Annotated in this window: 14 protein-coding genes and 1 pseudogene; 6 read left to right on the top strand and 9 right to left on the bottom strand. The window is 69.6% G+C overall.

The window, feature by feature from the left end; translation table 11 throughout:
• Window positions 1-8 precede the first annotated feature (8 nt).
• The 5 genes and pseudogenes from MED15_RS08635 to MED15_RS34130 all read left to right on the top strand — a co-directional run.
• Window positions 9-209, top strand: a complete 201-nt coding sequence (locus MED15_RS08635; protein WP_112586261.1) for a hypothetical protein — start codon at window positions 9-11, stop codon at window positions 207-209.
• Window positions 210-217: 8 nt separating this feature from the next.
• On the top strand, window positions 218-661 hold the full coding sequence (locus MED15_RS08630; RefSeq protein WP_112586259.1) for a TadE/TadG family type IV pilus assembly protein: 444 nt from the start codon (window positions 218-220) through the stop codon (window positions 659-661).
• Window positions 658-1,125, top strand: a complete 468-nt coding sequence (locus tag MED15_RS08625; RefSeq protein ID WP_112586257.1) for a TadE/TadG family type IV pilus assembly protein — start codon at window positions 658-660, stop codon at window positions 1,123-1,125. Before MED15_RS08630 ends, MED15_RS08625 begins: the two co-directional genes overlap by 4 nt.
• Window positions 1,122-1,571, top strand: a complete 450-nt coding sequence (locus tag MED15_RS08620) for a pilus assembly protein TadG-related protein (RefSeq protein ID WP_112735291.1) — start codon at window positions 1,122-1,124, stop codon at window positions 1,569-1,571. Before MED15_RS08625 ends, MED15_RS08620 begins: the two co-directional genes overlap by 4 nt.
• Before the next feature lie 14 nt (window positions 1,572-1,585).
• Window positions 1,586-2,569: pseudogene (locus MED15_RS34130) on the top strand (LysM peptidoglycan-binding domain-containing protein); the annotation flags it as partial.
• A 1,022-nt stretch (window positions 2,570-3,591) separates the two neighbouring features.
• Here MED15_RS34130 and MED15_RS08605 read toward each other — a convergent pair.
• A complete protein-coding gene (locus tag MED15_RS08605) occupies window positions 3,592-4,446 on the bottom strand; it encodes a Rieske (2Fe-2S) protein (RefSeq protein WP_112586253.1) in 855 nt (284 codons plus the stop codon).
• 185 nt (window positions 4,447-4,631) lie between these two features.
• Here MED15_RS08605 and MED15_RS08600 point away from each other — a divergent pair, with 185 nt between their 5' ends.
• Window positions 4,632-5,432 carry a crotonase/enoyl-CoA hydratase family protein gene (locus tag MED15_RS08600; protein WP_112732925.1) on the top strand — a complete coding sequence of 267 codons (801 nt, stop codon included), beginning with the start codon at window positions 4,632-4,634 and terminating at the stop codon, window positions 5,430-5,432.
• A gap of 1 nt (window position 5,433) precedes the next feature.
• Here the strand turns inward: MED15_RS08600 and MED15_RS08595 are convergent, their stop codons facing one another.
• From MED15_RS08595 to MED15_RS08560, 8 genes are all read right to left on the bottom strand, one after another.
• Window positions 5,434-9,129 carry a galactose-binding domain-containing protein gene (locus tag MED15_RS08595; RefSeq protein ID WP_208646596.1) on the bottom strand — a complete coding sequence of 1,232 codons (3,696 nt, stop codon included), beginning with the start codon at window positions 9,127-9,129 and terminating at the stop codon, window positions 5,434-5,436.
• Window positions 9,130-9,319: 190 nt separating this feature from the next.
• Window positions 9,320-12,217: a galactose-binding domain-containing protein gene (locus MED15_RS08590; RefSeq protein ID WP_112735287.1), complete on the bottom strand. Its 2,898-nt coding sequence runs from the start codon at window positions 12,215-12,217 to the stop codon at window positions 9,320-9,322.
• 144 nt (window positions 12,218-12,361) lie between these two features.
• On the bottom strand, window positions 12,362-13,981 hold the full coding sequence (locus MED15_RS08585) for a glycoside hydrolase family 13 protein (RefSeq protein ID WP_244220415.1): 1,620 nt from the start codon (window positions 13,979-13,981) through the stop codon (window positions 12,362-12,364).
• A 139-nt stretch (window positions 13,982-14,120) separates the two neighbouring features.
• Entirely contained in the window at window positions 14,121-15,008 is an 888-nt protein-coding gene (locus MED15_RS08580) for a carbohydrate ABC transporter permease (RefSeq protein WP_112586245.1), read from the bottom strand.
• Window positions 15,009-15,019: 11 nt separating this feature from the next.
• Window positions 15,020-15,976 (bottom strand): carbohydrate ABC transporter permease, encoded by a 957-nt coding sequence (locus tag MED15_RS08575; RefSeq protein WP_112586243.1) that lies wholly within the window; start codon window positions 15,974-15,976, stop codon window positions 15,020-15,022.
• Between the two features lie 86 nt (window positions 15,977-16,062).
• Window positions 16,063-17,442 carry an ABC transporter substrate-binding protein gene (locus MED15_RS08570; RefSeq protein WP_112698779.1) on the bottom strand — a complete coding sequence of 460 codons (1,380 nt, stop codon included), beginning with the start codon at window positions 17,440-17,442 and terminating at the stop codon, window positions 16,063-16,065.
• A gap of 333 nt (window positions 17,443-17,775) precedes the next feature.
• Window positions 17,776-18,780, bottom strand: coding sequence for a LacI family DNA-binding transcriptional regulator (locus tag MED15_RS08565; RefSeq protein ID WP_112602161.1), 1,005 nt, complete (start codon window positions 18,778-18,780; stop codon window positions 17,776-17,778).
• 212 nt (window positions 18,781-18,992) lie between these two features.
• Window positions 18,993-20,477 carry a dihydrolipoyl dehydrogenase family protein gene (locus MED15_RS08560; RefSeq protein WP_167457629.1) on the bottom strand — a complete coding sequence of 495 codons (1,485 nt, stop codon included), beginning with the start codon at window positions 20,475-20,477 and terminating at the stop codon, window positions 18,993-18,995.
• Window positions 20,478-20,513 lie beyond the last annotated feature (36 nt).

The following is a 20,513-nucleotide window of genomic DNA, read 5'->3' as shown; positions in this document are numbered from 1 at the left end:
AGAACGCCATGTCCATCCTCAGCTATCTGCACGTCGTGGTGACGACGCGCCTGGCCGAACTGCGCCGGGACGGTGAACGGGGCGACAGCCCGGTGCCCACCGCGGTGATCATCGCCGGCCTGGTCGCCGTCGCCATGGCCGTCACCGCTGCGGCCCTGATCAAGGCCAACAACTGGATGACCGGCATCCCGGATTACACGAAGCCGTAGTAGCCGGCATGAGTCGACAGGCGTTCCCGAGGTGGCACCGGGCGGTCACCGCCGCCCGGCGCCACCTCGCGGCCGGCGACCGCGAGCGGGGTGCCAACCCGGTGGAACTGGCGGTGATGATGCCCCTGATCCTGGTACTGCTCTTCGCCTCGATCCAGGTCGCGGCCGTCTTCCTCGCCCGCTCCACCGCGTTGAACGCCGCGCAGAGTGGCGTGAACGCGCAGCGGACGTACCAGGCGAGCGACGGCGCCGGGGTGGACAGCGCCTCCCGCTTCCTGAGGGCCTCCGGCGGTTGGCTGGTGGGCTGGGACAGGTCCGGTCCGACCTGCGTGACCACCGCGACCGACGTGACCTGCACGGTGAGCGGCCGGTCCCTGTCCGTGGTACCGGGCGTGGACTTCGCAATACAGCAGACTGCCCACGGAACGGTGGAGAGGGTGACCCCGCCATGACCCGTACCGCCGAGCGGGGCTCGGTCTCCATCGAGGTGGCGGTGCTCGCGCCCGCGTTCATCGCGCTGATGGTGCTGGCCGGCGTGGTCGGGCGCAGCGCGGTTGCCGCGGAGGCGCTCGAAGCGGCCGCGCACGACGCCGCCCGGGCCGCCTCGATCTCCCGGAACTCCGACGTCGCCAAAGAAGAGGCGCGGGAGGCTGCCCAGAAACAGCTGGACTGGCACGGCCTGGCCTGCGCCAACGGCCTGGACCCGGAATTCACCGGCAAGTCGCCCGGCAATGAGTCGAGCTTCGACAAAGCCTTCAGCAGCACAGTCGGTACGAACGCCACGGTGACGGTGACGATCAGCTGCCGCGTGTCCTTCAAGGACATCACCCTCGACATCCTGCCCGGGATGGAGAGTGAACGGCTGATCTCCGCGCAGTTCACCTCCCCACTTGACCGTTACCGGAGTCGGCAATGACGGCCACCACGTCGGCTGCCAGTCCCTTGCGGGCAGGTGAGCACGGCCGGGTGAGCATCTTCCTCGCGGTGACGATGGTCGGCGTACTGGCCATCATCGGCCTCTCCTTCGACGCCGCCGGGCAGCTCCGCACCCTGCAACGCGCCCAGAACCTGGCCGCCGAGGCGGCCCGGGCCGGCGGTCAGGCCATCGACCGGGCCACCGCCATCGAGGGCGGGCCGAAGCGGATCAATGAGCCGGAGGCGCGCGATGCGGTCGCCAACTACCTGGACGCCGTGGACACCGCCAGCCACACCGTGAACTTCCCCGAGGTCGACGGGGAAACCCTGATCCGGGTGACCGTCTCCATCACCTACCACCGCTCGATGGTCGGACCGTTCGTCCAGGAGAAGACGGTCACCGTCACCGGCGAGGCGACCGCGCGTGCCATCACCGCAACACCGTAGGAAGGAAGGCAGCCATGCCCGTATCGGGTGGGTCCGTCGTACGGCGGACCGGACGGATCCTCACCGGCATCGGCGCGCTGGCCGTGCTCCTGGTGCTGCTGGTCGGCGCGCCGATCGCGCTGCTCGCCTTCGCCGGTAACCCTCTGCCCGATCACCTCCCCACGATCAGCGAGGTCGGCACCGCGCTGACCAGCCGGGACGACGGTCAGCTCTTCCTGCGGGCGTTGGCTGTGGCCGGTTGGTTCGGCTGGGCCACGTTCGCCTTCTCCGTCCTCGTCGAGTTGGGTGCCCAGACCCTGCGCCGGCCGGCGCCGAGACTGCCCGGGATGGGCCGCCAGCAGAAGGCCGCCGCTGCGCTGGTCGGCTCGGTCGCGCTGATCCTGGTGGCCAGCCCGGCCGCCGCCAGCGCCGCGGCGGTCTACGGAACTCCGGTGTACGCGAGTCCGAGCGCAACGGCCGTCACCACCATGGCCGCGCCGACCCGCGCCGTGACGACACCGGACACGGCCGCGCCGGTGTACCGGGTGGCACGGGGCGACTACCTCGGAGAGGTGGCCGAGCGGTACCTGGACGAGTTCGGGGACTACCGACAGCTCGCCAAGCTGAACAAGCTCGACGACCCGGACCAGATCCGCCCCGGCCAACTGCTCCGACTGCCCACCGAGGCCGCCGACCAGGGGGCCCGGCGGCACGCCACCGGTCGGCTGGTCGACCGGCCCGCAGCGCCGAAGCCACCCGCGCCCCGGCCGGCGCCCGAGCGCGCCGCACCGCCGCGGGTGGCCCCGGCACCACCCAGTGGTACGGAGTCAGCGGGCCAACCACCAGCGATGACGGTCGGTGCAGCCCGGGCCGGTGCCGCCGATGGGGTGAACCGTCCGCTGGCGGTCTCCGCCGTACTGGCGGTGGCGAGCATCGTCGGCGCCCAGATCGGCGCGGTCCTGGGGCTGCGCCGCCGTCCAGCCACCGCCGGGGCGGCTCCCCGACTGGCGGCGCCCTCCCGCACATCCCGGGGCGGCGCGGGCCGAAGCAGCGGAGGCGCGGGCCGAAGCAGCGGAGGCGCGGGCCGAAGCAGCGGCGCGGGCCGAAGCAGCGACGCGGGCCGAAGCAGCGACGGCGCAGGCCGAAGCGGCGGCGCGGGCCAAGGCAGCAGCGGCGCGGGCCGGCGGGGCAGTGGTGGGGCGGCCGGGAGCGGTGCCGCCTGGGCTGCCAGCCGGGCGGCGGCGGCCATCGAAGCGCCGGCGACACCGCACGGCGGCGGGGCGCCGGGCGGGAACGACTTCGCACCTCGCAGCGGCGGAATGACATCCACCGGCAGTGGGGCGGCACCTACCGGTAGCGGGGCAGCACCAACAAGCAGTGTGGCGGCACCCGCCGGAAGCGGAATGGCTTTCCCTGGCAGCACGGCGTTCCCGGGCAGCGGGATGGCTCTCTCCGGCGGCACGGCACCCCCCGGCGGCGGAATGGCGACCGCCGGCCCCGGGGGCTGGAGTGGTGACGACGGCTGGGCCGATGCTGGTGGTGAGGGCGGGCTGTTCGACGGCGGGCACGGCCTCGACTCCGTACCGGACGGTCCGCCGGTCGGCCGACACCGACGCACCTGAGCGGGCCCGCACGACCTGTTTTCTGCGCCGCCCTGCGGAGGCTCCGCAAACTCAGGCAGGGTCATGCCGGGTGCCAGGCCGGCGACTCGGCTGGCCATCGAATGCCGGACCGGTTCCTCCAGGTCGCGCCGATTCGCGGCCGCGACGGTCTGGTCACGCCGCCTAACGGGAGCGGCCGGGGCAATGTCTCGAAGAGCGATATACCTGTGAGTCATTTTTATGACTCACAGGTATGAGCGTCGAGGACGTACTGCCTCCGAGGCGCGGAGCATCAGCGCCGGGATGGCACAGCGCGACGCGGGGTGGCAAACAGCGACGCGGGGTGGCACACAGCGACGCGGGATGGCAAACAGCGACGCCGAAGGCACCGCAGGCCGGTCAGGATGGGCCGGTCAGGGCACGCAGTCGGGGCAGGCCGGTCAGGGCAGGCGGGTCTGGAGCACGCCGTTCTGGATCCGGGTGGGCAGGATCTGCTGGTCGTTGCCGGACGGCCCCTGCACGACCTCACCGCCGTTGAGCCGGAAGGCGCTGCCGTGCCACGGGCAGACCACGCAGGCGTGCCCGTCGATCTCCTGCACCTCACCCTCGCCGAGCGGTCCGCTCTGGTGCGGGCAGCGCTCCAACATCACGGTCACCTCGTCACCGTGCCGGTAGAGGATCACCGAGATGTCGTCATCCACCTCTCGGGTGATCAGGGTGCGTTGCGGCAGCGTGGCCATGTCTGCCAGCGAGTGCCAGCCATCGGTCATCCGGTGCAGCTCGGAGATGCTCTGGTTGACCTGCGCCCCCTGCTTGTACGCCAGGTGACCCCCGATGTACGCGCCAAGGCTCACCGTGGAGAGCCCGAGGAAGCCGAGGGCGCGACCCATGCCGTGGCGGCCGGACAGCCGGGCGGCCAACGAGCCGGCGTAGAGCGTCATGCCGACGGTGTTGGCGGCGGCGTGCACCAGGCCGACCCGGCGCTGGTCCCGGGCGAGTGCTGCCCAGTCGTTCAGACCGGCGACCGCCGCTGGCAGCGCGCTGACGGTGCCCAGACCGACCAGCACGGTGGCGGGCCGGCGCTGCCCGGGCATGAGGTCCAGCACCGCGGCGCTGATCCATGCGCCGACCGGCACCTGCACCATCGCCGGGTGCAGCGGATGCCCGAGGGTCACCCCGTGCAGCAGGTCGCGTAACCGGCGTGGACGCAGCGTCCCAAGGACGACCTTCTGCAACCGGTCACCCGCGCGGTCCAGCCGGGAGTCCTGCTCAACTTTCGTCAAAAGTGCTCGCACGAGTACCGACTTCCCGGCGATCGCCGTCGCAAACCGGTCGGCCGCGACAAACCTGCCGCACCACTCACGCCGCCGATCTTGTAGTTTCTGCTCCGATAATCCGGGACAACAGCCGCGAACCGGCAACCGGAAGTGCAAGATCGACGGGGATTGTGGGGGTGGGGCGGGCCCGGCATGCTGGCGGGATGGGTGTGCGGGTGGAGCGGGTCGGGGCGGTCACCACGGTGGTGTTGGACCGGGCGGACGTTCGGAACGCCGTGGATGGTCCTACGGCTCGGGCGTTGGCCGACGCGTTCCGGGCCTTCGACGCCGACCCGGACTCTTCGGTGGCAGTGCTCTGGGGTGCCGGTGGCACGTTCTGCGCCGGCGCCGACCTCAAGGCGATCGGCACACCGAGCGGCAACCGGGTGGAGCCGGAGGGGGACGGCCCGATGGGTCCGACCCGGATGACGCTCAGCAAACCGGTGATCGCGGCGATCTCCGGCTACGCGGTGGCGGGCGGGCTCGAACTGGCGCTCTGGTGCGACCTGCGGGTCGCTGAGTCCGACGCGACGCTCGGGGTGTTCTGCCGCCGCTGGGGAGTGCCGTTGATCGACGGCGGCACCGTCCGGCTGCCCCGGTTGATCGGCGAGAGTCGGGCCATGGACCTGATCCTCACCGGCCGCCCGGTGCCGGCCGACGAGGCGTACACGATGGGGTTGGTCAATCGGTTGGTGCCACCCGGCCAGGCGCGGGCCGCGGCCGAGGAGCTGGCGGCGGCGATCGCCCGCCATCCGCAGACCTGCCTGCGCAACGACCGGGCGGCGCTGCTGGCCGGTGCGGGACGACCCGAGCCGGAGGCGCTGGCGACCGAGTTGGCGTACGGGATGAACTCGCTGGCCACGGACGCGGCGGCCGGCGCGGCCCGGTTCGCGGCGGGCGAGGGCCGACACGGCGCGACGCCGCCGGGAGGGTTGCACCCCCCGACGGCGTCGGCTACCGGCTAGCTCAGTTGCGGTTGATGGTGAAGGTTGTCGTCGGGTTCTGGATGTCCACCGCGTTGTTGCTCAACCGGAGGTTGTTGAAAGTGACCGACCCGACGGCCGGCCCCTGCCCAGCCTCCGGCATCGGGTTCGCCCAGATGGCGAAGCCGGACTTCGCGTCGTAGGCGTCCCCGCTCTTGCGGGCACCGCTGATGGAGATGTTCGTGAAGACCGTGTCGGTGATCGGGTTCTGCGGCTGCCCGCCGACGTAGTTGGTCTGGAACATGATGCCGCTGTAGGTCGGATCGATGATGTCGACGTCGCTGACCCGGATGCCCTGGAACACCTTCGAGGCGGAGAAGACCCAGATCGCCGGGAAGGTCTGTGAGCCCCAGAAATGCCCACCGGCCCGCACGATCGAGATGTTCTCGAACCGGGTGGGCGGGCTGGCGCCGAAGCCGTTCATCGGATAGCCGAAGTCGAGCGAGCTGATGGTGATGCCGGAGTAGACCAGGGTGTCCGCGATGTAGATGTTGCGGAACGTGTTGCCGTAGCCGCCGTACACGGCGACACCGGCAGCCCGCCAGGTCAGGGTCGAGGTCAGGTTCTCGTAGACGTTGTCCTTCATGTCGGCGCCGCCCGCGTCGATCGCCGAGAACAGCGCGAAGCTGTCGTCGCCGGTGGCCCGGGCGTCGTTGTTGCTGACCAGGTTGTTGGTGCTCCCGTTGGTCATGTTGATGCCGTCGGCGAACATGTTCCGGATCCGGGAGTTCTTGATCGTCATGTAGTCGGTGTTCGCGCCCCAGTAGAGGCACACCATGTGCTCGTTCCAGATGTTGTCGATCACGATGTTCGACACGTTGGAGAAGTCGAACACCTTGCCCGGGCCGTCGATCCGCGAGGTGTAGTTGCCGAAGTACGCGAAGTTCTTGAACGACGAGTTGGCCGCCGAGTTCTCGGCCCGGAAGCCGATGTCGGTGTTGTCCTGGCCCGACGGCGCGTTGAACCGGGTGTACCAGGGGCCGGCGCCGGTCACCTGGACCGCCTTGCCGTACACCTGGAACTTCGACGAGGTGGAGTAGTTACCGGCCGGCAGGTACACCCCGATCAGGTTGCCGGTGGTGTCCATCCGCACCCGGTCCAGGGCGTTCTGCACGTCCTGGTGGGTGAAGCCGGTCGGCGTGGTGTAGCGCGCCGGGTCCGGGTTGGCGATCGGTGCCACCTGCTCGGTGTTGATGAAGTCGATGGCGTACGTGGTGGTGTTGGCCGGGTCCTTCTGAAGGCGGATCCTGCTGCCGGCCGGAACTGTGGAGTTGAGCATGACGTTGGCTTCGTCGTAGATGTGCCGCGGACCGCCCGCGCTCGGCGAGTTGCCCGGGCTGGTCTCGTTGCCGTAGAGCCAGGCGTACCGGGACGTCAGGTCGATGGCCTTGTGGAACGTGCCGTTGACGTAGACGTTCAGTGTCGAGTTGATCCCACCGCCGCCCGGTGCGTCCGGGATGGAGAAGCGGGTGACCAGCGTGTTGGTGCTGGCCCGAGTGGTGAACTCGACGTAGCTGCCGTTCGAGATGAGGGTCACCGCCCGCCGACCGGACGCCTCGCCGGCCAGGTCACCGACCTCCCGGTTCGGTCCGACGACGGCGGCGCCGCCGCCGATCACGCCGTCCTCAGCCTCGTACATGTCGTACGGCATGTTGGCGCCGCGACCGACGAAGAGCGGCCGGTCACTCGTGTTGTTGGCCTGCTTCACCGGCAGCTCGTTGCCGTCCACGGCGAGCACCACCCGGACTGTGTACTTGCCGTTCGCGGCGGTCCAGGTGCCCAGGCTGATCGGGCCGACAGTGGCACCGGCGTTGATCACGCCGGAGTGCGAGCCGGTCAGGGTACGGACCACGGTGCCGGACTCGTTGAGCACGGTCAGTGTGATGCCGTGCGCACCGGAGGCGGAAACCTGGTTGCCGGCGTTGCGGATGGACACGGAGAAGGTCACCGTATTGCCCGCCGACGGGTTGCCCGGCGACCAGGCGACCGCCGAGGCGACCAGGTCGGAACTGGCGACCGCGGCGACGACCAACGGGCTGGGGTTCGTGTAGCTGTTGTTGGTGTCGTCCTGCTCGACGACGGTGTTCGACTCGTCGACCTTGGCGCTGAGCGGGTAGCTGCCCGAGTCCCGGGTGCCGATGCTGGCGCTGACAGTGGTCGAGGCACCGGCCGCGAGACCGCCGACCGAGGCCGTGCCCACTCGGGTGGATCCCAGGTAGAAGTTGACGTTTGTCGCGCCGGAGGCCGCCGAGCCCGCGTTACGCACCGTGGCGGAGAGCGTGATGGTGCTGGTCTCCACTGGTGCGGACGGGCTGAACGACATACCGGTCACGGTCAGGTCCGGGTTCGGCGCCGGGGTGCCGAAGACCTGGAACTCGGCCACCTGACCGGCCGGAGCGCCGGTGTTCGAGGCGATCGAGAGCCGTACGTCGGCCGCCGCGCCGGAGACCGGGATGGTCACCGTGTTGCCGCTGCCCGGGTTGAAGCTGTAGTTCGCCGCGCCGACCAGTGTGGTGAAGTTCGACGAGCCCTGGTCCCGGCCGAGCACCGTGATGTTCTGGGTACGCGCGCCCCACGCCGAGTCCGGGTTGAGCTTCACGACGACCTGGCTGAGGCTGGCGTTCGCGCCGAGCTGCACGGTCAGCGTGCTCGGGTTGCCGTTGCCCTCCCAGTAGGTGGCCACGTTGTTGTCGTTGGCGTTGGTGGCCACGAACGTGTGCACGAACCCGGAGGCGGTGATCGGCTTGCCGATCGCCAGGTTGGAACCGGTCGGCGGGTTGCCGGTGCCGGTCCGGGTCACTGTGTTGCTGTTCGCCGACTGGTTGCCGGCCGCGTCCTTGGCCCGCACGTAGTACGACACCGTGGCACTGGTCGGCTGGCTGTCGGTGTACGTGAGCGTCGAACCGTTGACGCTGCCGCGCAGCGCGCCGTTGGCGTAGACGTCGTAGCCGGTCACCCCGACGTTGTCGGTCGACGCCGACCAGGCGAGCCGGATCTGCCCACTGGCCGGCTGGGTGTAGGCCAGGTTGCCCGGCACGCTGGGCGCCTGGGTGTCGGTGCTGCCGGTGGCGCCGTAGACCTCGACCTCGGACAGCTGGGCGGCCGGCCAACCGGTGTTGCCGGTGACCTGCACGCGTACGTAGCGGGTGCTGGCGGCGGTGAAGCTGACGGTCGCGGTGTTGCCGCTGCTCGGGTTGAAGGTGTAGCCGGCGGACGCCTTCAGTGTGGTGAAGGACGAGCCGTTGGTCGAGCCCAACACTGACAGCGTCTGCGTACGGGTCTGCCACTCCGACGCGGGTGGCAGCTTGAGCACCACCCGGTCCACGCTGACAGTGGCGCCCAGGTCCGCCTGGATCCACTGCGGGAAGGCGTTGTTGGCGCTCTCCCAGTAGGTCGACGCGTTGCCGTCGTTGGCGTTGCCCGCCACGTAGTTCTGGTTGTAGCTGCTGGCGGTCATGGTGGCGGAGAGCCCGGCGAGCATGGCCACGCGGGCGGCGGCCGCGGACGGGTCGGCCGCCGGTGCCGCGCTCGCCATGGGGGTGACGACCGGGGCTGTGGCGAGGAGCATCCCGGCGAGCGCGCTGGCGAGCATCCGACGGCGGCCGGTTCGGGCGGTGCGGGGGACGGTGGTGGGCGCGCCGGTTGGCGGCGTGCCTCGTCTGGTGCCAGTCCTGGACATGGGGTCGCTACACCTCTTTCGGGGGTGGGTGTGGGTGCGTTGCCCGGTGACGGGTGCAGGGGTACGCCCGTCGTTCCGCGACAGGTGGGGGACGGTGCGGGTTGGGGACGGGGTCGGACGGCTGGCGCGGCGTTGCGCCGGGGCGCCCGGGACCGGGTGCCCCCGCCCGGTCCGGGCGGGGGAATCCGACCTAGCTGGAGTAGACCTCGAACTCGCTGAGCTGGCCGGCTGGCCAGCCGCTGTTGCCGGTGACGGTCAGCCGCAGGTACCGCTGGGTGGTCGCCGTGAAGGTCACGGTGACCGTGTTGCCGCTGGCCGGGTTGAAGCTGTAGCCGGCGGACGCCTTCAGCGTGCTGAACGTCGAGCCGTTCGTGGAGCCGAGCACCGCCAGCGTCTGCGTACGCGTCTGCCAGGCTGATGAGGGTGGGAGCTTCAGCACGACCCGGGACACCGACCGGTCGGCACCCAGGTCCACAGTCAACGACTGTGGGAACGCGTTGTTGGCGCTCTCCCAGTAGGTGTTCGCGTTGCCGTCCACCGCGTTGGGGGCGGCGTACACGTCGGAGTGGCTGGTCTCGGTGATCGACCGTCCGGCCGCCAGGTTGCCGCTGGGCGGCGGGGTGGTCGGGGGCGGCGTGGTCGGCGGTGGCGTGGTCGGCGGTGGCGTGGTCGGCGGTGGCGTGGTCGGCGGCGGGGTGGTCTGGGTGCCGCCGTACACCTCGACCTCGGAGAGTTGCGCGGCCGGCCAGCCGGTGTTGCCGGTGACGGTGACCCGGATGTAGCGGCGGTCACCGGAGGGCAGCCCGATCGACACCGTGTTGCCCGTACCGGGGGTGAAGACGCGACCGGCGGACGACGCCAGTGTGGTGTACGACGAGCCGTCGGTGGAGCCGAGCACCGACAGGGTCTGGGTGCGTTGCTCCCAACCGCTGGGCAGCTTGAGCGCCACCCGGTCGACCGACCGGGAGGCACCCAGGTCGATGGTGACCGACTGCGGGAAGGCGTTGTTGGCGCTCTCCCAGTACGTCGACGCGTTGCCGTCCACCACGTTTGCGCCCGTGTAGTTCTGGTTGGTGCTGGTCGCTGTCGTCGGCCGGCCCAGCGCCAGGTTCCCACTGGTCGGGGGCGGGGTGGTCGGGGGCGGGGTGGTGGGCGGTGGGGTGGTGGGCGGCGGCGAGGTGGGTCCGCCGCCCCACTGGGGGTTCGGCCACGGGCCGCAGTACGGGGTCGGGGTGTACCAGCCGGAGTTGCCGGAGCCCTGGGTGATCTGGAAGCCGGCGCCGACGCAGTTGTGCATCGGGTTGCTCTGCGCGATGTTGGTGGCCCGCACGTTGGTGAACGACACCTGGCTGTTCGCCTGCACCTGGAGCGCGTACGTGCCGGCGCCGTCGATCCGTACGTTGTTGAGGTTGATCCCGTTGGTCTGGCCCTCGATCCAGTGCAGCGCCGCGTACGAGCTGTCCAGGATGTCGGTGTCGGTGATGTTGATGGTGGGGTTCTGGAACGCCTCGTTGAGCGCGGAGAACCAGATCGCCCCGACACCGAAGTTCCAGTTGTAGTCCGAGTTGCCGTTACGGATCAACGTGTTCCGGGCGATCGTCCAGGTGCCCTGGACTCCGGTGGCGCCCTGCACGCCGGGGTAGCGGTTCGCGACGTGGATGCCACCGCCGTTTGTCAGCGAGTCGGCCGTCACGTTATCGGTGATCTTGATGTCCCGACCGCCGTAGCTGACCAGGTGGTTCGCCAGCAGGGTCACCCCGATGGTGTTGCGGGTGAAGGAGTTGTTGACGTTCGGCACGCTCTGCGCCCACATCGCCAACGCGTCGTCACCGGTGTTGCGGACGAACGTGTTCGTCACCGTCGAGTTGGTGACGCCGGTGTGGAAGTTCACCCCGTCAGCGGTCTGGTCCAGGATCCGGCTGTTGCGGATGGTGAAGTTGTCCATCGGGCCGTCCATCCACGCCCCGACCTTTGTGTTCTCCAGCCAGAGGTTGTCCACCACCGAGTTGGTCATCGCCCCGCCCAGGGCGTTGACCTGGTCGTCGTCGACCCGTTCCCGGATGTCGCCGATGATGGCGAAGTCCCGCAGCGTGACGTTGCGGCTGGGCCCGTTCGCCTCGTGTGTGCGGACCGGGCCGGTGTAGCCGCCACCGGGGACGTACTTGCCGTAGATGCCGACGGACCGGTTCCGCTCGGTGGGGTGCCGGCCGCCGAGCACCGAGTACCAGGGCCCCGCGCCGCGCAGCGTCACCCCGTCGACCACCACGTGGTCCCAGAGCGTGAAGGTGCCGGTCGGAATCCAGACCGCCCGGCCCTGGGCCTTGCCGGCGTCGACCGCCGCCTGGAACTTCGCCGTCGAGTCGGTGGCGCCACTCGGGTCGGCGCCGAAGTCGGTGACCACGTCGAGCACACCGGAGGGCTTCGTGATTGCCGGGGCGACCAGCTCGAAGTCGGCCAGGTCGATGGTGAATGTGGGCGACTGCGCGGTCGAGGAGACCTGGAGCCGGATCTTCGTGCCGGCCGGCTGGGTGCTGCCGAACAGCGCCCGGGTCTCGTCGTAGAAGTGGTGCGGGTTGGTGTCGCCCGGGTTGTTGTTGAACGGGTACCCGCCGTAGTACCAGCCGTACTTCGACGTGACCGCTACCGACTTCAGCAGCGCACCGTTGGCCCGCAGGTCGATGGAGGCGTCGCGGCCGGTGCCGGCCGGGCTGTCCGGCAGGCTGTAGCGGAAGGTGACAGCGTTGGCCGGGGCGGTGAGGGTGAACTCGACGTACTCGCCGACAGCGTCGAGGGTGACCGCCTCCCGGCCGGACGCCTCGGACGGCAGCGTGCCGTAGCGCCGGTCCGGGCCGATCTTCGTGCCGTTGTGGGCGGTCTCCTCCGCCTCCTGCTCGACGAACGGAACGGTGGCGCCCCGGTTGGGGATGTCGAAGGGGGACAGCCCCGCCGCCGAGGCCGGGGTCGCGGTGCCGGTCACCGCGAGGGCGGTGACCGAGGTGGCGGCGAGCAGGGTGGCGGCGATGGCGGCCAATCCTGCCCGGGCCGGGTGTCGAAGGTGGTGCGGGGTGCCGGTGGTGTGGTTGGCCATGAGCTGCGCTCTCCCTTTCGTCAGGCAGGCCAGATCCCCCCGTGTCGGTGCGGTGTCGCGCGTCCCCCCTCGGTTCTCCCTTCCTGGTTGGCGTGGTGCCGGCGGCCGGGACGGGCCGCCGGCACCACGGCGAGCAAAGTCAGGTCAGGCCGGGCCGTCCGCCCCGCGCGGCCCGTCGGTGGATTCGGCGGTACGCAGCCAGACCGCTGTGTCGGATGGCAGCAACCCGTCGTCGAGCGGCCCGCTGGCCAGCAGCAACTCCCCCTGAGCTGGCATCGGCACCGGCGCGGCGGAAAGGTTGACCAGGCAGGTGAAGCCGCCGCCGCGGCTGAACGCCAGCACCCCGTCCGGGGCGGGCAACCAGGTCAGCTCACCGTCGCCGAGCGCCGGGTCGGCCTTTCGGGCCTGGATCGCCGCCCGGTACAGCTCCAGCATCGAAGCCGAGTCGCCGGTTTGCGCGCTGGCCGTTCGGTCCTTCCAGTCGGCCGGCTGCGGCAGCCAGGGCGCCGCGGCACCCTCGGGGCTGAACTCGAACGGCGGCTCGTCCCCGGCCCACGGCAGCGGTACGCGGCAGCCGTCCCGACCGGGGTCGATCCGGCCGGACCGCTCCCACATGGGGTCCTGCCGCATCGCGTACGGGATGTCCTCGACCTCGTAGAGGCCCAGCTCCTCGCCCTGGTAGACGTAGGCGGCACCGGGCAGCGACAGCGAGAGCAGCGCGGCGGCGCGGGCCCGGCGGGTGCCCAGCTCCAGGTCGGTGGGGGTGCCCTCGCGTTTGGCGGCGAAGCTGAACCGCGTGTCCGCGCGACCATAGCGGGTGACGTGCCGGGTGACGTCGTGGTTCGAGAGCACCCAGGTGGCCGGCGCGTTGACCGGCGCGTGCGCGCTCAGCGTCCCGTCGATGCTCTCCCGCAGCGCCGCGGCGTCCCAGGCGCAGCCGAGGAAGTCGAAGTTGAACGCGGCGTGCAGCTCGTCCGGGCGCAGGTAGTTGGCGAACCGCTGCCGGTCCGGCAGCCACACCTCACCGATCAGCGCCCGGTCGGCGTACTCGTCGGCGACCCGACGCCAGCCCCGGTAGATCTCGTGCACCCCGTCGAGGTCGTGGAACGGGTGCGGTTGGTCCTCGCGGACCTCGGGCAGTGTTCCGTCCTTGACCAGGAGCCCGGCCGAGTCGATCCGGATGCCGTCCACGCCCCGGTCGAACCAGAACCGCAGGATGTCCTCGAACTCCTCCCGCACCCGGGGGTGGTCCCAGTTGAAGTCCGGCTGCTGGGGGGCGAACAGGTGCAGGTACCAGTCGCCGGGGGTGCCGTCCGGGTTGGTGGTGCGGGTCCAGGTCTCGCCGCCGAACTCGCCGATCCAGTCGGTGGGTCGTTCGTCGCCGTTGGGACCCCGGCCGGGCCGGAACCAGAACAGTTCCCGTTCGGGCGCGCCGGGTCCGCCGGCGAGCGCCGCCTGGAACCAGGGGTGCGCGTCGGAGCAGTGGTTGGGCACCACGTCGACGATGGTCCGGATGCCCAGCGCGTGCGCCTCAGCGATCAGCGCCTCGACCTCGGTGAGGGTGCCGAAGACCGGGTCGATGTCGCGGTAGTCGGAGACGTCGTAGCCGGCGTCCGCCATCGGGGACGGGTACCAGGGGCTAAACCAGATCGCGTCGACGCCGAGTGCGGACAGGTGGTTCAGCCGGGACCGGATGCCGGCGATGTCACCGATGCCGTCGCCGTTACCGTCGGCGAAGCTCCGGGGATACACCTGGTAGATCACGGCTCCACGCCACCACGGACTTCTGTCAGCTGTGGACACGAGCACCTGCTTTCTGCGTCAGTACGTCGGCGGGTTCGCCGGACCTGGTTATGTGTCGGGCGAACGGTCGTTGTTCGCCGCGCGGGAGGACCGGTGGTCACTAGCCCTTGATGCTGCCCGTGGTCAGACCGGACATGATGTTCCGCTGGAAGATCAGGAAGATGATGACAGTGGGGATCGCGGCGATGACCGACGCGGCGATCACCACGTTCATCGGTGTGCCACCGGCGAAGGCGTAGATGCCGACGCTGACCGTCCGGGTCTCGGGTGACGGCATGACCAGCTTCGGCCAGAGGAAGTCCTTCCAGACCGCCGTCACGGCGAAGATCGAGACGACGCCGAGGATGGGGCGCGACAGCGGCAGGATGATTGACCAGAGCGTGCGCAGCGACGTCGCCCCGTCCATCAGGGCGGCCGCCATCAGCTCCTCGGGGATCGAGTCGAAGAACCGCTTCAACAGGAAGATGTTGAACGCGTTGGCGACCAGGGGCAGCCAGATCGCGAACGGTGAGTCGAGCAGGTTGATGTGCACGATCGGCAGGTCGATCACCGTCACGTACTGCGGGACGATGAGGACCATCGCCGGGATCATCAGCGTCCCCAGCATCAGGGCGAGGATCACGTTGCCGAAGATCGGTCGAAGCTTGGACAGCGAGTACGCGGCGGCGGTGTCGAAGACGAGTTGGAACAGCACCGCGCCGATGGCGTAGTAGAAGGTGTTGAAGAGCAGCTTGGCGAGGGCCAGGTTGTTCCACGCGTCGATGTAGTTCTGCGGCTGCGGGTCCTTCGGGAACAGCGACGGTGGGGTCTGCGCGATCTCCTGGCCGGACTTGAGCGCGCCGGTGACCATCCAGTAGAGCGGTCCGAGGAAGACGAGCGTGAACCCCGCCACGACCACTACCAGCAGCGTCCAGTAGATGACCCGGCCACGCCCCCGGCTGAGCTGGGATTGGGAGATGAGGGTCCGGGTTCCGGAATCCTGTGCCATTCCTCGCCGTCCTAGTCCTGTTTCGCAGTCAGCCGCACGTACACGGCGGAGAAGCCGGCCAGCACCACGAGCATGATCACGCCCAGGGCGGCGGCGCCGTTGAGGTCGTTCTGGAAGAACCCGTGCTGGTAGATGAGGTACGCCACCGAGGTCGCCGAGTCCTCCGCGCCCGCGCCGTTGGCGAGGATCAGTGGCTCGATGAAGAGCTGCATGGTGGCGACGATCTGCAACATCGCCAGGAGCGCGAGGATCAACCGGGTCTGCGGGATCGTCACGTGGACGATCCGGCGCCAGATCCCGGCGCCGTCGAGCTCCGCCGCCTCGTACAGCTCACCAGGGATGTTCTGCAACGACGCCAGGTAGATCAGCACTGCGCCGCCCATGTTCATCCAGGTCGACGCGAGCACCATGGCCGGCATCGTCATCTCGGGCGACTGCATCCACTGCGAGGTGGGCAGGTGCAGTGCCTTGAGGATCGCGTTGAAGAGCCCGGCCTCGCTCGGGTCGTACGCGTAGAACTTGAAGAGGAACAGCGCGGAGGCCGGCGGCAGCATCACCGGTAGGTAGACCAGGATCCGCAGGTACCCCTTGGCGTGGCGGAACTCGTTGAGCAGGATCGCCACGAAGAACGGCACCACGTACCCGAGGGCCAGCGCCAGGACTGTGAAGTAGAAGGTGTTCTGCCAGGCCGTCCAGAAGCTGGGGTCGGCGATGATGCGGGAGTAGTTGTCCCAACCCACCCAGGTGGTCTCGCCACGCCGGGTCCGCTGGAAGCTCATGATGATGCCGCGGACCATCGGGTACCAGGAGAAGACGACGAAGCAGAGCACCGCCCCGATCAGGAACGCGTGACCGGTGAGGTTGTCCCGTACCTTGCGGCCGAGGCTGGTGCGCTGTGGCCTCGCCGAGTACGGCGACGGCGGGCGGCCCGGTTTCCTGGGGGTCTCCGGGACGGTGGTGATCGCCAAGGCAACTCCTGGGTGAGTCGGTGACGTCGAGATGTGGTGCGAGTGGCGTGGGGGTCGGGTCGGCGTCCCGACCCCCACACGATCGGTCAGCTCTCGGCGGCGAGGAGCTGGTTGACCTTCTCCTCGGCGGTCTTGAGCAGTGCGTCGATGTTCGAGTTCGGGTTGGTCAGCACACCCGACATCGCGGCGTCGAGCACCGCGTAGACGGCCTGGGCGTTACGCGGCTCACCCTTGATCGGAACCGGGGTCGCCTCGAAGAGCGCGAAGTTCGCCGTGTCGACGTTCGCGTTCGCCTTACGCAGCTCCAGCTCCTGCTTCTGCGCGTCACTGCCGTTGGCGAAGAGCAGCGGCTGGGGCAGACCCACCGGGTAGTTCTGCGGCTTGGCCCGGGCGTAGTCGAACTGGCCCTTGCCCGGGGTGAGCTTCTGGTACGCGATCCACTTCAGACCGGCCTTGACCTGCTCGGGACTGAGGTCCTTCTTGAAGAAGTAGCCCTCGCCGCCACCGAGCGTCCCCTTCGCCGCGCCGTCCTGGCCGGGCAGCGGGGCCATCGCCCAGTCCTGGAACTTGCCCTGGAACTGGCTGACGATCGCCTGGGTGGCGTCCGGCGCGCCGATGAACATGCCGACCTTGCCCGCGCCGGCGTTCGTCAGCAGGTCGCCCCACTGGAGCAGCTGACGGGCGCCCATGCTGTTGTCGCCGTACCGCATGTCCTTGAGGTTCTGCAGGACCTGCTTGCCCATGGCGTTGTTGAAGTCGGCCTTCTTGCCGTCCTCGGTCAGCACCCGGCCGCCCTGCGAGTAGAGCAGGGAGGTGAAGTGCCAGCCGCCGGTGTTGCCGGCGCTGTACTCGGAGTAGCCGGCGATGCCGTTGCCGAGAGCAGAGATCTTCTTGGCGGCGGCCCGGACCTCGGCCCAGGTCTTCGGCGGGTTGTTCACGTCCAGCCCGGCCTGCTGGAACAGGGCCTTGTTGTAGAGCAGGCCCATGGAGTAGTTATCCACCGGAACGGCGTAGAGCTTGCCGCCGTCGGTGAAGACCTCCTTGAGCGCCGGGTCGACGCTGTCCCAGGTGGGGATCGTGTCCTTGTTGACGTGCTCACTGATGTCCATCGCCTGGCCGGAGTCGAGCACCTGCTGGAGATCCGTCATGTACCCGTAGAAGACGTCGGTCACGGTGCCGCCGGCGAGGCGGGCGGTGAAGTCCGGCGGGTTGTTGCACTGCTCGCCGACGCTGACGCTCTTGATGGTGATGTCCGGGTTCTGCTTCTGGAACTCGGCGACGTCGTCGTTCCAGTTCTTCAACAGCTCTTTCTGGGCGCCGACCGGCTGGCAGTCGACAGTGATGGTGACCTTGCCGCCGGCGTTCGAGCCCTTGTCGTCGCTCTTCGTGGAGCATGCCGTGAGGCTGAGCCCCAGGCCGGCCACGAGCGCAACCGCCGCAGCCTTTCGGTATTGCGGTACGGACATCTGTCCATCCCTTCGGGAACGGGTGTCTCCAATGACCTTCGCTGATCTGCGGTGATACGACCTGACGCCCAGTAGCTGCGTCGGAGCCAGGTGTGAGTGGAGTCACTGTAGCGAGGCCGACTCATTTCGGCAAGGTATCGACCCTGTTCCGAAAGGACACGACGTGATGACGACAGATGTTGGCAAGGAGCTGAAAGCGGCCCGGTTTGCCGGCTATTGATCCCTTATGGCCGGTCATTCGGCCCGGTCGATGCTGACCGGGACGAGCAACGACGAAAACGGCCGCCGACCGCGAGAGGCGGTCGACGGCCGAAGCGTCGTTCGGTGTGGTGTCTAGCGGCCGGGGGCGGGTGCGGTGGAACCCCGCACCACCAACTCCGGCTCGAACAGCAGCTCGTCCTGAAGGACGCCGGCACCTTCGATCTGGGTGACCAGCAGATCCACTGCGGCCTGCCCCATCGTCTCGATCGGCTGCCGCACGGTGGTCAAGGGCGGATCGGTGCACGTCATGAAGGCGGAGTCGTCGAAACCCACCACCGACACGTCGGCCGGCACCGAACGGCCCAGCCGGCGGGCCGCCCGGATCGTGCCCAGCGCGAGCACGTCGCTGGCGCAGATGATGCCGGTCACGCCCCGCTCAACCAGCTTCGTCGCGGCGACCCGCGCACCCTCCATCGAGAAGCTGGAACGCTCGACGCACTCGGCGTCGCCCTCGTCCCAGCCGGCGGCTTGGACCATCGCGTCAAGCTTGCGCCGCGACGGCACATGCCCCTCCGGGCCGAGCACCATGCCTATCCGTTCGTGCCCGAGCGAGCGCAGGTGCCCGTACGCCTGCTCCACCGCCACCGCGTCGTCGGTGGAGACCCGGGGAAAACCCAACTCGTCCACACCGGCGTTGACCAGCACGACCGGAAGCCCACGGTCGGTCAGCCGACGGTAGTGGTCGTGTTTGGCGTCGGCGAGCGCGTACGAGCCGCCGGCGAAGATCACCCCGGAGACCTGGTGGTCGAGGAGCATCTCCACGTAGTCCATTTCGGAGACCCCGCCGATGGTCCGGGCACAGAGCGCCGGGGTGTAGCCGCGCTGGGCGAGAGTGCCGGTGACCACCTCGGCCAGCGCCGGGAAGATCGGGTTCTGCAACTCGGGCAGCACCAGCCCGACCAGCCGGGCGCGTTCGCCGCGCAGCTTGGTCGGCCGCTCGTAACCGAGCACGTCCAGTGCCGTCAGCACGGCGGTGCGGGTCGCCTCGGAGACCCCGTCGCGGCCGTTGAGCACCCGGCTGACGGTGGCCTCGCTGACGCCCGCCTTCTTGGCAACTTCCGTCAACCGCTTGGTCACGGTCGCAATCGTACGTCACCTGAGTGAAAGAAATGAACAGCAAAATGCCTGCCGCTTGCTGGCGGGCTGCCTGATCGACTCGGTTTCATTGATATCGCGGTGTCCCGGTGCCCCGGATACCGCGACTTCCTGAAACGCGAGTGGATCGTGCCCAGCCACCGCGCGCGGGGGACACCGCGAGGCGCGGTGTGCGGGGCGTCGACGGGGCTGGGTCAGGACAGGTCGCGTAGGGCGGTTTCGATGGCCCGGTGAAAGGTCGGATACGCGTAGATCATGTGCCGGAGCTGACTCAGGGGCACCGCCGCGTGCACCGCCACCACCAGCGCGGACAGCACCTCACCGCCGGCCGGGCCGGCCGAGGTCGCGCCGATCAGCACGCCCTGGTCGGCGTCCGCCACGAGCTTGATGAAACCGTCGTCGCCGACCCGGTGAATCCAGCCGCGGGTCGAGCTGGCGAGCTTGGTGAAACCCACCTGCACGTTGATGCCGCGTTCGCGGGCCTGCTGCTCGGTGAGCCCGACCGCGCCGATCTCGGGATCGGTGAAGGTCACCCGGGGCAGCGCGCGGTAGTCGGCTCGCGGGACGGTGCCGGCCGATCCGCTCGATCCGCTGGCGGCCAGCGAGCTGGACGCGCCCATCGCTCCGCCGACCACGCTGGACGTGCCGCTGGCGTCCGCCCCCGCCTTCGCCTGCCGGGCGCGGGCCAGGATGTCGGCGATCACGATCCCCGCCTGGTACATGGCGATGTGCGTGAAGGCGCCCTCGCCGGTGATGTCGCCGACCGCCCAGACATGGTCGGTGACGTGCAGACGGTCGTCGACCGGGAGGTAACGCAGGCTGGCGTCCAGACCGATCGTGTCCAGGCCCAGCTCGGCGAGGTGAGCCTTCCGCCCGGTCACCACCAACAGCCGGTCGGCGGTGAACTCGGCGCCGCCGCCGCGCAGTGTGAACCTGGTCCCGTCGTGCTCGACCCGTTCGGCGCGTACCCCGGTGTGGATCTCCACGCCGTCGGCGCGCAGCGCCGCCGCGGCGACCTCGGACGCCTCGGGTTCCTCGATGGCCAGCACCCGGTCGAGCGCCTCGACCACTGTGACCCGGACCCCGAAGCGGACGAAGACCTGCGCCAACTCCAGGCCGATCGCGCCGCCACCCAGCACGAGCAGCGACTCCGGCAGCTCCTCGACCTCGATCGCCTGGTGGTTGGTCCAGTACGGCGTGTCGGCCAGGCCGTCGATCGGCGGCACCGACGGACGGGTACCAGTGCCCAGCACCACCCCGTGTCGGGCCTCGAACACCTGGTCGCCGACGCGAACCCGGCGCGGACCGTCGAGCCGGCCGCTGCCCCGCACGAGTCGGCCACCCTTGCCGACGAACCGCTCCGCCGCGACCGTGTCGTCCCAGGTGTCGGTGGCTTCCTCGCGGATCCGCTTCGCCACCGGCGCCCAGTCCGGTTCGACCTGCGCCGTCCCGGCGAGCCCGTCGACCCGGCGAGCCTCGGCGAGAGCGTTGGCGGCTCTGATCATCATCTTGCTCGGGATGCAGCCCCAGTACGGGCACTCCCCGCCGACGAGATCCCGTTCGACGCCGACGACGTTCAGGCCGGCCTCGGCAAGTCGCTCAGCCACCTCCTCGCCGCCAACCCCGAGCCCGACCACGACCACATCCACCAGCTCCGGCTCCGCCACACCGAACAGCATCCCCCAGCGACACCACCCCAACCACCGGGGTCGGCG

It is taken from the genome of Micromonospora noduli, from assembly GCF_003264475.1.
In the GTDB taxonomy this organism is placed as follows: Bacteria; Actinomycetota; Actinomycetes; order Mycobacteriales; family Micromonosporaceae; genus Micromonospora; species Micromonospora noduli.
The sequence above is the reverse complement of the archived record's forward strand: the minus strand, read 5'-3'. Positions and strand labels throughout refer to the sequence as shown.

Bases quoted from the DNA above. Each gene is read 5' to 3' on its own strand.
- MED15_RS08635 (WP_112586261.1), top strand. From the start codon at position 9: ATGTCCATCCTCAGCTATCTGCACGTCGTGGTGACGACGCGCCTGGCC.
- MED15_RS08630 (WP_112586259.1), top strand. From the start codon at position 218: ATGAGTCGACAGGCGTTCCCGAGGTGGCACCGGGCGGTCACCGCCGCC.
- MED15_RS08625 (WP_112586257.1), top strand. From the start codon at position 658: ATGACCCGTACCGCCGAGCGGGGCTCGGTCTCCATCGAGGTGGCGGTG.
- MED15_RS08620 (WP_112735291.1), top strand. From the start codon at position 1,122: ATGACGGCCACCACGTCGGCTGCCAGTCCCTTGCGGGCAGGTGAGCAC.
- MED15_RS08600 (WP_112732925.1), top strand. From the start codon at position 4,632: ATGGGTGTGCGGGTGGAGCGGGTCGGGGCGGTCACCACGGTGGTGTTG.
- MED15_RS08595 (WP_208646596.1), bottom strand. From the start codon at position 9,129: ATGTCCAGGACTGGCACCAGACGAGGCACGCCGCCAACCGGCGCGCCC.
- MED15_RS08590 (WP_112735287.1), bottom strand. From the start codon at position 12,217: ATGGCCAACCACACCACCGGCACCCCGCACCACCTTCGACACCCGGCC.
- MED15_RS08580 (WP_112586245.1), bottom strand. From the start codon at position 15,008: ATGGCACAGGATTCCGGAACCCGGACCCTCATCTCCCAATCCCAGCTC.
- MED15_RS08570 (WP_112698779.1), bottom strand. From the start codon at position 17,442: ATGTCCGTACCGCAATACCGAAAGGCTGCGGCGGTTGCGCTCGTGGCC.
- MED15_RS08560 (WP_167457629.1), bottom strand. From the start codon at position 20,477: ATGCTGTTCGGTGTGGCGGAGCCGGAGCTGGTGGATGTGGTCGTGGTC.